The sequence below is a fragment of the Pseudoduganella sp. LjRoot289 genome, assembly GCF_964252925.1.
Classification (GTDB): Bacteria; Pseudomonadota; Gammaproteobacteria; order Burkholderiales; family Burkholderiaceae_D; genus Rugamonas.
In genome coordinates this window covers 402,410-415,603 of sequence record NZ_CAXUPN020000001.1, presented here as the reverse complement: position 1 = coordinate 415,603, position 13,194 = coordinate 402,410, and the positions used below count along the sequence as shown (strand labels likewise).

The following is a 13,194-nucleotide window of genomic DNA, read 5'->3' as shown; positions in this document are numbered from 1 at the left end:
TCTTTTCGGTTCTTTTCAGGACTGCGCGGTTTACGCGTTTTCGACGACGATGCCTTCGATGATGTTGGCCACGTCTTCGCAGCGGTCGGTGACCGTTTCGAGGATTTCGTAGATGGCCTTCATCTTGATCAGGTTGCGCACGTCCGGTTCATCGCGGAACAGCTTGGACATGGCGGCGCGCATCACGTGGTCGGCGTCCGATTCCAGGCGGTCGATCTCTTCGCAGATGGCGACGATCTGGCGCGAGTTGTCCATATTGTGCAGCAGGGCCACGGCGTCGCGGACCTTCTCGGTGCAGGTCAGCACCAGTTCGGCCAGGCGCTTCGCTTCCGGGGTGACCGAGTGCAGGTCGTACAGCGACACGGTCTGGCCGGCGTCTTCCATCAGGTCCAGGATGTCGTCCATGCGGGTGATCAGCTTGTGGATGTCGTCGCGGTCGATCGGCGTGATGAAAGTCTTGTGCAGCATGTCCACCGTGGCGTAGGTGATCTTGTCGGCCTGTTTCTCGATGCCTTCGATGGCGTGCACACGGTTTTCCAGGTCGTCGAAGTTGGTCATCAGGGCCAGCATTTCCTTGGCGCCTTTGACGCACAGTTCAGCGTGCTGGTTGAACAGGTCAAAAAATTTGCCCTCGGTGGGCATCAAGCGTCCAAACATTTCAATCTCCAATCATGAATCATCGTTACTGCAAGCAGCCGCCAGGCGGCGGCCTCAGAAAAGTACGGGTACTGCGGGAAGGTAAAACTTAGTCGCCCTGGTAGGTCGTCAGTGCACCGGAGTAGTTGCCGAACTTGGTGTACATGCCCATCCAGGTCAGGCGTATCGCCCCGATCGGGCCGTTACGCTGTTTGCCGATAATGATCTCGGCGGTGCCCTTCTCGGGCGAATCGGGGTTGTAGACCTCGTCGCGGTACAGGAAGATGATGACGTCGGCATCCTGCTCGATAGCGCCGGACTCGCGCAAGTCCGACATCACCGGACGCTTGTTGGGGCGCTGTTCCAGCGAGCGGTTCAGCTGCGACAGCGCGATCACCGGGCAGTGCAATTCCTTGGCCAGGCCTTTGAGCGAACGCGAAATCTCCGAGATCTCGGCGGTCCGGTTGTCGCCGGCCTTGCTACCCTGCATCAGCTGCAGGTAGTCGACGATAATCAGGCCGAGCTTGCCGCACTGGCGCGACAGGCGGCGCGCGCGGGCCCGCATCTCGATCGGGTTCAGCGCCGGCGTCTCGTCGATGAACACTTGCGCGTCGTTCATCTTCTGGATGGCGTTGGTCAGGCGCGGCCAATCCTCGTCGTTCAGCTTGCCGGTCCGCAGGCGGTGCTGGTCCAGCAGGCCGACCGAGCCCAGCATACGCATGGCCAGCTGGGTGCCGCCCATCTCCATCGAGAAGATGGCGACCGGCAGGCCGGCCTCGATGGCCACGTTCTCGCCGATGTTGACCGAGAACGCGGTCTTGCCCATCGACGGACGGCCGGCCACGATGACCAGGTCGCCCGGCTGCAGGCCCGAGGTCATGCGGTCGAGGTCGATGAAGCCGGTCGGCACGCCCGTGATCTCACTGGAGTTGTCGCGGCTGTACAGCTCGTCGATGCGCTCGACCACCTGGGTCAGCAGCGGCTGCACCGGCAGCCAGCCCTGGGCGCCGCGGGCGCCCTGCTCGGCGATGGCGAAGATCTTCGACTCGGCCTCGTCGAGCATCTGCTTGACCTCCTTGCCTTGCGGGCTGAAGGCCTGGCCGGAGATCTCGTCGGCGACCGTGATCAGCTGGCGCAAGATGCCGCGATCGCGGACGATCTCGGCGTAGCGGCGGATGTTGGCGGCCGATGGCGTGTTTTGCGCCATGGCGTTCAGATAGGCCATACCGCCCATCTCGTCCTGTTTGCCCATCATGGACAGCGCCTCGAACACGGTCAGCACGTCGGCCGGCTTGGAGCTGTTGATCAGGCGAACGATTTGTTCGAAGATGATGCGGTGATCGTAACGGTAGAAATCGTCGGCATTCATGAAATCCGCGATACGGTCGAACGCCGCATTGTCGCGCAGCAGGCCGCCGATGACGGACTGTTCTGCTTCGATCGAATGCGGCGGAATGCGTAGCGAATCTACCTGTGGATCTGAGGGGGTGTTCATGGCGCGAATTATACCTGCTTCGGTGCAAGGGCAAAAAATAAAAAAGCCGGGCAAGCCCGGCTTTTCTATGTGTACAACAACAAAACTTTAGGCAGCTTCGCCAACGACAGCAACGGTCACGTCGACCACCACATCGGTGTGCAGCGACACGGCAACAGCGTGCTCGCCGGTGGTTTTCAGCGGGCCGTTAGGCATGCGCACGGCAGCCTTTTCAACCGCGAAACCAACCTTGGTCAGCGCTTCGGCGATGTCGAAGTTGGTCACGGAACCGAACAGACGGCCGTCAACACCCGCTTTTTGCGACACGGTCACGGTCATGCCGTTCAGCTTCTCGCCTTGGGCTTGCGCGGCGGCCAGTTTGGCGGCTGCAGCTTTTTCCAGTTCGGCGCGCTTGACTTCGAATTCAGCGACAGCGGCGGTGGTGGCGCGGCGGGCCAGCTTTTGCGGGATCAGGAAGTTACGTGCGTAACCGTCCTTGACCTTGACCACGTCGCCCAGGTTGCCGACGTTAACAACTTTTTCCAACAGAATGATTTGCATAGTTCTCTCCAGTTTCTAATCTGACTGCGCTAATTAAGCGTGGTGCAGATCGGTGTACGGCAGCAGTGCCAGATAGCGAGCGCGCTTGATTGCGGTGTCAACTTGACGCTGGTAGTGCGCCTTGGTACCGGTCAGGCGTGCTGGCATGATCTTGCCGTTTTCCTGGACGAAATCTTTCAGCGTGTCTACGTCTTTGTAGTCCACTTGCTCAACGTTTGCGGCGGTGAAGCGGCAGAACTTCTTACGTTTGAACAGAGGATTCTGTTGCTTGCGCTTTTCTTTCAGCTTGAGCTTGTTTTTGTCGAACTTTTTACCGAATGCCATTTTAGGCTCCTGTATCTAATAAACTAAAATCAATGATGTGAAACACCAGGCTTCTGCTATTGCGGTTTTTCTTGGCCAGGAATCCTGTGAACTGGTAGATGCCACCCAAAGGGGCGTCGCCGAACCGTTTCGCGAGGTCGCCCGCCGCAAGGGCCGGGACTTCAAATTCGGTCAAGCGCGCGATACCGGCTTCCATCTGCTGCGAACTGTGCTGCAAAGTTGCAGTGACAATCGGCATACCGGCGGGCGTGTAGCGCATTGCGTCCCGTTCGGTGATGAGGGCGGTAACCGTCAGCTGGTTCAGTTCAGTTCCTGATCAATACTTGCCCGGGCCCTTAGGCCGTTGCAGCTGCTTGGGCTTCGGCGCGATGGCTCTTGGCCGCGTCTTCACGTTGTACCGACTTCATCATCGGCGAAGGAGCGGTTTCCGCTTTCTTCATTTTCACGGTCAGGTGACGCAGAACGGCATCATTGAATTTGAAGGCGGTTTCCAACTCGACCAGGGTCTCGTTGTCGCATTCGATGTTCATGCAGATGTAGTGTGCTTTAGCCAGTTTCTGGATCGAGTAAGCCATTTGACGGCGGCCCCAATCTTCCACGCGATGCACGTTACCGCCGCGCGTCGAGACGCTGGCTTTGTAACGTTCGATCATCGCGGGCACTTGCTCGCTTTGGTCCGGATGGACGATAAATACGATTTCATAGTGACGCATGAAAACTCCCTTAAGGACTGTGAATATAGCCCACCCCGGCGTCAAGACGGGTGTGGGAAGAGGTAAGCCCGCGACTATAGCGCCTTTCCGCTGAAAAATCAAGCAACCGGTCCGGGAAGGCGGTTCGGGCCGGCCGAATGAAAATATTTCGCGTACAGCAACAAAACTCCTTGCATTAGCGCCCGCACTGTACAAAAATACAGTCTGTCTATATCCACAGCTCCCAGAGCTAAAAAGCACCATGATCAAGCTGACCGCACGCCAGGAACAAATCCTTAATCTGATCAAGGATGCCATCGAGAACACCGGCTTCCCGCCGACCCGCGCCGAGATCGCCAACGAACTGGGCTTCAAGTCGGCCAACGCCGCCGAGGAACACTTGCAGGCGCTGGCGCGCAAGGGCGCCATCGAGATCGCCGCCGGCACCTCGCGCGGCATCCGCCTGCTGGGCGTGCATGCCGAGTCGGCCGCCACCAAGGCGGTGCAGGCGGCGGCGGCCACCATGTCGAACATGATGTCGCTGCCTTTGATCGGCCGCGTGGCCGCCGGCTCCCCCATCCTGGCCCAGGAAAACCTGGAAACGAGCTACAGCGTGGACCCCGCCCTGTTCTCCGCCAAGCCGGACTTTCTGCTCAAGGTGCGCGGCGAATCGATGCGCGACATCGGCATCATGGACGGCGACCTGCTGGCGGTGAAAAAGGTGGACAGCGCCAAGAACGGCCAGATCGTCGTGGCCCGGATCGGCAACGAAGTGACCGTCAAGCGCTACCGCAAGACCGGGGCCACCGTCGAACTGCTGCCGGAGAACCCGGACTTCAAGATCATCACCGTCGATCCGGAAGGCGAGGAGTTCGCGCTGGAAGGCCTGGCGGTGGGTCTGCTGCGCAGCTGGCACTAAGCTGACACTAAGCTGACACTAAGCTGACGCTAAGCTGGCATGAGCTACTTGTAACTACTTGGTCGGGAGCGGCGGCATGGGTCTATTCAAACTGTACGGCAATTGCGAATCGGGCCACAGCTACAAGGTGAAGCTGGCCCTGGAAGTGGCCCAGGTGCCGCACGCGTACGAGGAGATCGACTTGCGCGCGGCCCGCGGCGAGCGTCCGGAGCCTTTCCGCAGCCTGGCCAAATACGGCGAAGTGCCGCTGCTGGTGCACGACGGGCAGCCCTATGTGCAGTCGAACGCCATCCTGCTGCACCTGGCTGAATATTTGCAAGCCTACGGCGGCGAAACGCAGCAGCGCCTGGAGCGCGTGCGTGAATGGCTGTTCTGGGAAGCGAACCGCGTCGGGTTCTCGATGGCGCACTTGCGCTACGGGCAGAAATTCGATCCGGCGGCGTACGCCGGCACGGTACTGCCGTGGTTCCGCAAGCGCTTCGACGCCGACATGGAACGCCTGGACGACGAATTCTCGGACGGCCGCGCCTTTCTGCTGGACGACAAGGTCAGCGTGGCGGACTTTTCCCTCTGCGGCTATATGTACTGGGCCGACCAGGCCAACGTCAGCTACCCGGCGCGCGTGCAGGCATGGCTGGACCGCATCGCCACCCTGCCGGGCTGGCGCCATCCGTACCAGATGGAAGGCGCGCAGCCCTGGTGATGGCGGGTTACGGCGTTCCGCCCAACCCGCCCTACGCCGCGCTTGCCTATGCCGTAGGGCGGGTTAGCGAAGCGTAACCCGCCAATATCAGCAGCCTTCCAGCGCGCAGCTGAAATCTTCCAGCAGGTCGTCGGTGTCCTCGATGCCGACCGACACCCGTATCAGCGATTCCGCTATCCCCATCGACGCACGGCGTTCCGCGCCCATCTCGAAGAAGATGGTGTGCGCCACCGGGATGATCAGCGTGCGCGTATCGCCCAGGTTGGACGCAGGGATCGCCAGCTTCAAGCGGTTCAGGAAGTCGAAGCAGTCGATGCCGTCCTTCAGCTCGAAGCTCAGCAAGGAACCGTGGCTGCGGAACAGTTCCGAGGAAATGCCGTGCTGCGGGTGCGACTTCAGGCCCGGGTAATAAACCGCAGCCACGCGCTCGTCCGACTCCAGCAACTCGGCCAGCGCCATCGCGTTGGCGCAGGTGCGCTCCATGCGCAGCGCCAGCGTCTCGGCGCCGACCGCGATGTGGTGCGCAGCCTCCGGCCCCAGCGAAGCGCCGAAGTCGCGCAAGCCCTTGGCGCGGATCTGCGTGATGCCCCACTGCGCCGGCGCCGCCTTCTTGTAGTTCTCGAAGATGTTGGCGAAGCGCGTCCAGTCGTAGGCGCCGGTGTCGGTCAGGCTGCCGCCCAGCGCGTTGCCGTGGCCGCCGATGGACTTGGTCAGCGCGTTCACCACCAGGCCCGCGCCCACTGCTTTGGGCTGGAACAGATATGGCGTGGTCATCGTGTTGTCGACGATGTAGAGGATGCCGCGCTCCTGGCACAGTTCGCCGATGCGCTTCAGGTCCGCCACTTGCGTGCGCGGGTTGGCGATGGTCTCGACGAAGACGATGCGCGTGTTCGGCTTGATGGCCGCCGCCACGTTGGCGACCTCGGTGGCGTCGACGAAATCGACCGCCACGCCCTGCCCCGCCACGGTCTGCCACAGCGAATTGGTGTTACCGAACAGGAAGGACGACGACACGACGTGGTCGCCCGCGCGCAGCAGCGCCTGGAACACGGCGCCGATGGCGCCCATGCCGGTGGCGAAGCACAGCGTGGCCACGCCCTGCTCCATCTTGTTTACCTTGTCCTCCAGCGCCGAGACGGTCGGATTGCCCTGGCGGCCGTAGCGGAAGCCCGGCTCCTTGCCCTGGAATACCGATGCCAGCTGGCGCGCGTCGGCGTAGCCGAAAGCCACCGAGGTGTGCACGGGCTTGTGCAGCGAACCGTGCTCGATACCCTTCTGGCGGTCGTTGTGCAGGATGGTGGTGGTGAAACCGTAATTTTTCTTTTCCGTCATGATCTTTAATCAAAAAAAAGCCCGGTACCCAAAGGCACCGGGCTGCGGCATTAGCCTTCAGCCGCCGCTGCGTTCAGGTTCAACTGGGTCCGTCCGGTGTCCTCGACCGCTGCCGGCTTCGGGTTGTGGCGGTTGTATTCCAGCTTGTCCAGGTACTCCGGCGACACGTCGCCGGTGATGTAGATGCCGTCGAAGCAGGAAGCCTCGAACTTGGTCAGCGCCGGGTTGACGTCGGTGATGGATTTTTTCAGCGCGTCGATGTCCTGGTAGACCAGGTAGTCGGCGGTGATTTCCTTGCACACTTCCTCGGTGGTGCGGCCGTAGGCGATCAGCTCGTCGCGCGTCGGCATGTCGATGCCGTACACGTTCGGGTAGATCACCGGCGGCGCGGCCGAGGCGAAGATCACCTTCTTGGCGCCGGAGTCGCGCGCCATCTGCACGATCTCGCGCGAGGTGGTCCCGCGCACGATGGAGTCATCCACCAGCAGCACGTTCTTACCCTTGAATTCGGCGCCGATGGCGTTCAGTTTCTGGCGCACGGACTTCTTGCGCGCGGCCTGGCCCGGCATGATGAAGGTGCGGCCGATGTAGCGGTTCTTGATGAAGCCTTCGCGGTATTCCACGCCCAGGCGCAGCGCCAGCTGGATCGCTGCCGGACGCGAGGAATCGGGAATCGGCATGACCACGTCGATCTCGCCGTCCGGGATTTCGCGCTTGATCTTGTCGGCCAGGTACTCGCCCATTTTCAAACGGGTGGCGTAGACCGAGGCGCCGTCGATCACGGAGTCCGGACGGGCCAGGTAGACGAATTCGAACACGCAGGGATTGAGCTGCGGATTGTCGGCGCACTGGCGCGAGTGCAGCTTCTTGTCGGCGTCGATGAAGATCGCTTCGCCCGGCTCGACGTCGCGCACGAAGCGGAAGCCCATGCCGTCCAGCGCCACGGACTCGGAGGCGATCAGGTACTCGGTGCCCTGCTCGGTTTCATTGATGCCCAGGCACAGCGGACGGATGCCGTTCGGGTCGCGGAAGGCCAGCAGGCCGACGCCGGCGATCTGCGCCACGGCGGCGTAACCGCCTTTGACGCGGCGGTGCAGCACGGTCACGGCCTTGAAGATCGCGTCCGGGTCCAGGTTCAGGCCGGTGGTCGCGTTCTGGATTTCATGGGCCAGCACGTTCAGCAGCACTTCCGAATCGGAGTCCGTGTTGATGTGGCGGCGGTCGTTCTTGAACATGTCCTGCTTCAGCTGTTCCCAGTTGGTCAGGTTGCCGTTGTGCGCCAGCGTGATGCCGAACGGTGCGTTGACGTAGAACGGCTGCGCTTCCTCTTCGCTGGACGAGCCGGCGGTCGGATAGCGGCAGTGGCCGATACCGGAATTGCCTTGCAGCGAACGCATATTGCGGGTGCGGAAGACGTCACGCACCAGGCCGTTGGCCTTGTGCATGGAAAACATGCTGCTGTGATTGGTCGCGATGCCCGCCGCATCCTGGCCGCGGTGCTGCAGCAGCAGCAATGCGTCGTACAGAATCTGGTTGACGGGTTGATGGGATACGACGCCGACGATGCCACACATGGTAGTGCTCCTGGACTGGTACTACGGATTTAAGGAATTCTAAAATTGCACATGCTGCGCGAAGGCAGCGGGCAGGAAAGGTTTCACGGTACGCGCCCCGGTCTCCGCGAGCGGACTCAATAACGCGTTCTTCCAGAAATCCTGCTGCGGTATTGTGGTCATCCCGCACAATATGACTGCGGCCAGCACGATTACAAGGCCCCTTCCGAGACCAAACAAGCCACCCAGGCCCCGGTCCGCCAGACTCAGGCCGCCCGCCTTGATCAGCGCATCGACCGCCATGCCCAGCAGTCCCATCAGGATGCGCACACCGATGAACAGCACGATGAAGGCCAGGATCAGGCGCACCACCTCGCCCGGCACCATCGCCGGCAACATCGCAGCCAGCTGCGCGCCGTAGGCGTTGGCCACCACGAAGGCCACGATCCAGCTCGCCAATGAAATCATTTCCTTGACCAGGCCGCGCATGGTGCTGATGACGACGGAGGCGATCAGCACGAATATCACCAGGTAATCGAATAGCGTCACGTCGGGGCTAGGGTCAGGAAGTAGCCAGGCTGCTGCTCAGGCCGATCTTGTTCAGCTTGGCGCGCACTTTTTCGGCTTCTTCTTTGTTCGGGAACGGGCCGACGCGGATGCGGGTCAATGCGCCGCCGGCCGTCGTCACCTTCTGCGTGAAGGACTTGATGCCGGCGTCCTTCAATTTGCCTTGCAGCTCGTCCACTTTTTCCTGCGTCGTGACAGCGGCCACCTGCACCATGTAGCGCGTGTCGGACGGCTTGTCTTCCAGGATGGCCATGGCGCGCGCGTCCTCGCCCTTCGGCTTGGCGTCGGCTTCCGCTTTGGCGTGCTTCACTTCGGCGGCGCGTTTGGCGTCCTGTTCGGCCTTGGTCCGCGCTTCCGCCTTGGCGTCGGCTTCCGCCTTGGCGTGTTTGACTTCCTCCGCCTTGGCTTTGGCCTTGGCATCGGCCTTGGCTTTGGCGTCGGCCTCCAGCTTCGCCTCGGCGGCGCGGCTGCTTTCTTTCAGGCTTTCCTTGACGCTGTCCTTGGCCGGCTTCGGCTCGGGATGCAGCTTCAGTTCGGCGACCGCGGGCGCGGCCGTAACGACAGGCTTGGCGGGCACCGCACCGGCCGGCTTGTCGGCCGATGCCGTGGGGGCGAGCGGCGCGGCCACACGGGCCGGGGTCGCAACGGCGGACGGCATCGCGGCCGGGGCCGGCGTATTCGCCACCGCGGCGGCGGCCGGTTTGGCGGCGGCCGGACGATCGGCAGGCACTTCCTTGACGATTTCTTCGCTCGTGTCGAGCGCATCGGCGGCCTCGACGCGGGAAGGCCGCGCGGCGGCCGGCGCGGCGTCGGCCGGCTTGTCTTTCGACGGGATCTGGATCGCGATATCGGTGGCGAGCGGCTTGGGCTCGGAGTCCAGCAGCATGGGCAGGCCGACGGCGACCGCCAGCGCCAGCGCGATGGCGCCCACCAGGCGGCGGCGCGCGCGTTTCTTTTCAGGCAAGACCGGATCGGCCGCGGGATCTTTGGCGCGGCTGCGGCGGGCGCCCCCGTCCGTATTGCGGTCGGCGGCGCTGGCACGCTTGGATTGGGCCCGTTCCAGCGCGGCGGAGTCGGCTGCGCTGCTGTAATAGCCGCTGTCCTGGCCAGCGGCTTCCTGCTTGTTTTTACTGAGTTTCGAGAACAAGCCCATGCGTGATATTCAGTTGGTGATGTCAGTGAAGTGCGGATTTTCGCGCTGCCATGACGCCGGCAACGGTCAGGAAAGATCCGAAGACCACAATTCTATCATTCTCGCTGGCACGACTCACCGCATTTGCAAAAGCTTGTGCCGGATCGTCGAATATATTGACGGTGCGTTCCGGCTTGTCTTCCTGGATCAGCTGCACCTTGGCGGCCAGTTCCGAGCCCGAAGCGGCGCGCGGCGATGGCAGCGTGGTCAGGCACCAGTGGTCCACGTGCTCGGACATGGCCTTGATGACGCCGTCGATATCCTTGTCGTGCATGGAGCCGAACACGGCGAAGGTGTACGGGTGGTAGCCCATATTGCCCAGGTTCTGGTTCAGCGCGGAGGCCGCGTGCGGGTTGTGCGCCACGTCCAGGATCACGGTCGGGCGGCCCGGCAGGACCTGGAAGCGGCCTGGCAGCTCCACCGTCACCAGGCCGGTGCGCACTTCCTGCGCGCCGACCGGCAATTCCAGCTTGAGCGCCTCCAGCGCGGCCAGCACGGCCGAGGCGTTCAGCAGCTGGTTGGCGCCGCGCAGGCTCGGGTAGGCCAGCGAATTGCGGCGCTGGCTGCGGCCGCCGTAGTTCCACTGCTGCTTGTCGCCGGAATAATTGAAGTCGCGGCCCATCAGCCACAGATCCGCGCCGATGGCGGTCGCGTGGTCGATCAGCGATTGCGGCGGCACCGGATCGCTGCAGATGGCCGGTTTGCCGGCGCGGAAGATGCCGGCCTTCTCGTAGCCGATCTGTTCGCGGCTGCTGCCCAGGTAATCGGTGTGGTCGATGTCCACGCTGGTGACGATGGCGACGTCGGCGTCGATCACGTTGACCGCGTCCAGGCGGCCGCCCAGGCCCACTTCCAGGATGGCCACGTCGAGGCCGGCGTTGGCCATCAAGTGCATGATGGCCAAGGTCGTGAACTCGAAATAGGTCAGCATGGTGTCGCCGCGCGCGGCTTCGACCACGTTGAAGCTGGCCACCAGCGCCTCGTCGGTGGCGAGGTCGCCGTTGACGCGTGCGCGCTCGTTGAAGTCCAGGAAGTGCGGCTTGATGTACAGGCCCACCTTGTAGCCTGCGCGCAGCAGGATGGATTCCAGCATGGCGCAGGTCGAGCCCTTGCCGTTGGTGCCGGCCACCATCACGACCGGACAGCTGAACGCCAGCGCCATGCGCTCCTTGACGGCGCGCACGCGGTCCAGGCCCATGTTGATTTCGGTGATGGCGTGGCGCGATTCGATCAGCGCGAGCCAGGCTGGCAAAGTGGTAGGGAGAGTAGACATCGGGGGAGAACTTCCGGGGGCGGGGTCAGGTCCGACATGCGGACATGCGTGTCCGAATGTCGGACCTGACCCCGGGGGTGTTTTTAAACTTGCTTATGCCAGCACTTCGACAGCCTGGCTTTGCAGCAGCGCCAGCAGGCGGGCGATTTCTTCGCGCATCTTGCGGCGGTCGACGATCATGTCGACGGCGCCCTTGGTCACCAGGAACTCGGCGCGCTGGAAGCCCTCGGGCAGCTTCTCGCGCACGGTGTTCTCGATCACGCGCGGGCCGGCAAAGCCGATCAGCGCTTTCGGCTCGGCGATCACGACGTCGCCCATGAAGGCGAACGAGGCGGACACGCCGCCCATGGTCGGGTCGGTCAGCACGGAGATGAAGGGCAGTTTTTTCTCGGACAGCTTGGTCAGCATGGAGGTGGTCTTCGCCATCTGCATCAGCGACAGCAGGCCTTCCTGCATGCGCGCGCCGCCGGTGGCGGTGATGCAGATGAACGGCACCTTCTGCTCCAACGCCACCTGGGCGCCGCGCGCAAAGCGCTCGCCGACCACGGAACCCATGGAACCGCCCATGAACTCGAACTCGAAGCAGGCCACGACCACCGGCAAGCTCATGATGGCGCCGCCCAGCACGACCAGCGCATCGGTCTCGCCGGTGGCTTCCATCGCCTGCTTCAGGCGGTCAGGGTATTTCTTGCTGTCCTTGAACTTCAGCGTGTCGACCGGCAGGGTCTCCTGGCCGATTTCGTAACGGCCGCCCGCGTCCAGCAAGCCGTCCAGGCGCTCGCGCGCGCGGATGCGCATGTGGTGGTCGCACTTGGGGCAAACGTGCAGGTTCGATTCCAGATCGGTACGGTACAAGACGGCCTCGCACGATGGGCATTTCACCCACAGGCCTTCAGGCATCGTCTTGCGTGCTGCAGCATCGGAACGCTGGATGCGCGGTGGCAGCAGTTTTTCCAACCAACTCATAATTTCTCCTATCGGCACCCTTTCCCGGGCGCCAGTGATGCAGGCGGCAGCGTGCTGCCTGGATTGCCTGCTTGATATCATGCACTGACTTAGTGGGCGGAAGTGTAGCCGTTTTAGAAGCGCGTGTCGAACGTTGCCATTTTGCAATATTTAGCACGGCCGTTAAATTTCAAGGACTTAGCTCTCCGCTCAGCTATCCAAAGCCGTGCGTATGCCCCGCACGAAAGCCTGCACGGCGGCCACCGCGCCCTCCTTGGGTGCGTTCTCGATTTCCTGGATGATGCGGCTGCCGATGACAACCGCGTCCGCCACCTCGGCCACCGCCTTGGCGGTGGCGCCGTCGCGGATGCCGAAGCCCACGCCGATCGGCAACTGCACGTGCTTGCGGATGGCCGTCAGGCGCTCGGCCACTTCCACGGTGTCGATATTGCCGGCGCCGGTCACGCCCTTGAGCGAGACGTAATAGCTGAAGCCGCCGCCCACCTTGGCCACCTGGGCGATGCGTTGCTCGGTCGAGGTCGGCGCCAGCAGGAAGATCAGGTCCAGGCCGGCCGCGCGCATCTGCACGCCGAACTCTTCGCATTCCTCGGGCGGATAGTCGACCACGATGGCGCCGTCCGCGCCCGCTTCCAGCGCCGAGGCGATGAAGTTCTGCTGGCCGATGCGTTCGATCGGGTTGGCGTAGCCCATCAGCACCACGGGCGTGCTCTGGTTGGTCTTGCGGAATTCGCGCACGTAGTTGAACACGTCGCGGATGCCGATGCCGAAGGCCAGCGCGCGCTCGCAGGCGCGCTGGATGACCGGGCCTTCGGCCATCGGGTCGGAGAACGGCACCCCGAGTTCCAGGATGTCGGCGCCGCCCGCCACCAGGGCGTGCATCAGCGGCACGGTGAGTTCGGGGCCGGGGTCGCCTGCGGTGATGAAGGTGACCAGGGCGGTTTTTTTCTGTTCTTTCAGGGCGGCGAAAGTTGGGGCGATACGGGACATAATAGTTATCTCTAT

At 62.7% G+C, this 13,194-nt stretch carries 15 protein-coding genes; 2 read left to right on the top strand and 13 right to left on the bottom strand.

Annotated elements, in window-relative coordinates:
• Positions 1–30: 30 nt before the first annotated feature.
• From ACSQ8Y_RS01820 to rpsF, 6 genes are all read right to left on the bottom strand, one after another.
• The gene (locus ACSQ8Y_RS01820; protein ID WP_436264765.1) at positions 31–657 is read right to left on the bottom strand and encodes a DUF47 domain-containing protein; all 627 of its coding nucleotides are present in this window, start codon (positions 655–657) and stop codon (positions 31–33) included.
• Between the two features lie 88 nt (positions 658–745).
• Positions 746–2,131 carry a replicative DNA helicase gene (locus tag ACSQ8Y_RS01815; RefSeq protein ID WP_436264764.1) on the bottom strand — a complete coding sequence of 462 codons (1,386 nt, stop codon included), beginning with the start codon at positions 2,129–2,131 and terminating at the stop codon, positions 746–748.
• Between the two features lie 87 nt (positions 2,132–2,218).
• Positions 2,219–2,671: a 50S ribosomal protein L9 gene (gene rplI, locus ACSQ8Y_RS01810; RefSeq protein WP_436264763.1), complete on the bottom strand. Its 453-nt coding sequence runs from the start codon at positions 2,669–2,671 to the stop codon at positions 2,219–2,221.
• Positions 2,672–2,704: 33 nt separating this feature from the next.
• Entirely contained in the window at positions 2,705–2,995 is a 291-nt protein-coding gene (gene rpsR, locus ACSQ8Y_RS01805; protein ID WP_008450941.1) for a 30S ribosomal protein S18, read from the bottom strand.
• A gap of 1 nt (position 2,996) precedes the next feature.
• On the bottom strand, positions 2,997–3,299 hold the full coding sequence (gene priB / locus ACSQ8Y_RS01800) for a primosomal replication protein N (RefSeq protein WP_436269727.1): 303 nt from the start codon (positions 3,297–3,299) through the stop codon (positions 2,997–2,999).
• Positions 3,300–3,330: 31 nt separating this feature from the next.
• A complete protein-coding gene (rpsF, locus tag ACSQ8Y_RS01795) occupies positions 3,331–3,708 on the bottom strand; it encodes a 30S ribosomal protein S6 (protein ID WP_436264762.1) in 378 nt (125 codons plus the stop codon).
• Between the two features lie 241 nt (positions 3,709–3,949).
• Between rpsF and lexA the strand changes: the two genes are divergently transcribed.
• The gene (lexA, locus tag ACSQ8Y_RS01790) at positions 3,950–4,606 is read left to right on the top strand and encodes a transcriptional repressor LexA (RefSeq protein WP_436264761.1); all 657 of its coding nucleotides are present in this window, start codon (positions 3,950–3,952) and stop codon (positions 4,604–4,606) included.
• A 76-nt stretch (positions 4,607–4,682) separates the two neighbouring features.
• On the top strand, positions 4,683–5,309 hold the full coding sequence (locus ACSQ8Y_RS01785; protein ID WP_436264760.1) for a glutathione S-transferase family protein: 627 nt from the start codon (positions 4,683–4,685) through the stop codon (positions 5,307–5,309).
• A gap of 87 nt (positions 5,310–5,396) precedes the next feature.
• Here ACSQ8Y_RS01785 and ACSQ8Y_RS01780 read toward each other — a convergent pair whose 3' ends face one another.
• The 7 genes from ACSQ8Y_RS01780 to trpA form a co-directional block, all read right to left on the bottom strand.
• Positions 5,397–6,641, bottom strand: a complete 1,245-nt coding sequence (locus ACSQ8Y_RS01780; RefSeq protein WP_436264759.1) for a cystathionine gamma-synthase family protein — start codon at positions 6,639–6,641, stop codon at positions 5,397–5,399.
• Between the two features lie 50 nt (positions 6,642–6,691).
• Positions 6,692–8,215 carry an amidophosphoribosyltransferase gene (gene purF, locus ACSQ8Y_RS01775; protein WP_436264758.1) on the bottom strand — a complete coding sequence of 508 codons (1,524 nt, stop codon included), beginning with the start codon at positions 8,213–8,215 and terminating at the stop codon, positions 6,692–6,694.
• A gap of 39 nt (positions 8,216–8,254) precedes the next feature.
• Positions 8,255–8,743 carry a CvpA family protein gene (locus ACSQ8Y_RS01770; RefSeq protein WP_436264757.1) on the bottom strand — a complete coding sequence of 163 codons (489 nt, stop codon included), beginning with the start codon at positions 8,741–8,743 and terminating at the stop codon, positions 8,255–8,257.
• A gap of 13 nt (positions 8,744–8,756) precedes the next feature.
• Positions 8,757–9,914, bottom strand: a complete 1,158-nt coding sequence (locus ACSQ8Y_RS01765; RefSeq protein ID WP_436264756.1) for an SPOR domain-containing protein — start codon at positions 9,912–9,914, stop codon at positions 8,757–8,759.
• A gap of 22 nt (positions 9,915–9,936) precedes the next feature.
• The gene (folC, locus tag ACSQ8Y_RS01760; RefSeq protein ID WP_436264755.1) at positions 9,937–11,226 is read right to left on the bottom strand and encodes a bifunctional tetrahydrofolate synthase/dihydrofolate synthase; all 1,290 of its coding nucleotides are present in this window, start codon (positions 11,224–11,226) and stop codon (positions 9,937–9,939) included.
• Positions 11,227–11,319: 93 nt separating this feature from the next.
• On the bottom strand, positions 11,320–12,192 hold the full coding sequence (gene accD, locus ACSQ8Y_RS01755) for an acetyl-CoA carboxylase, carboxyltransferase subunit beta (RefSeq protein ID WP_436264754.1): 873 nt from the start codon (positions 12,190–12,192) through the stop codon (positions 11,320–11,322).
• Positions 12,193–12,381: 189 nt separating this feature from the next.
• The gene (gene trpA / locus ACSQ8Y_RS01750; RefSeq protein ID WP_436264753.1) at positions 12,382–13,179 is read right to left on the bottom strand and encodes a tryptophan synthase subunit alpha; all 798 of its coding nucleotides are present in this window, start codon (positions 13,177–13,179) and stop codon (positions 12,382–12,384) included.
• Positions 13,180–13,194 lie beyond the last annotated feature (15 nt).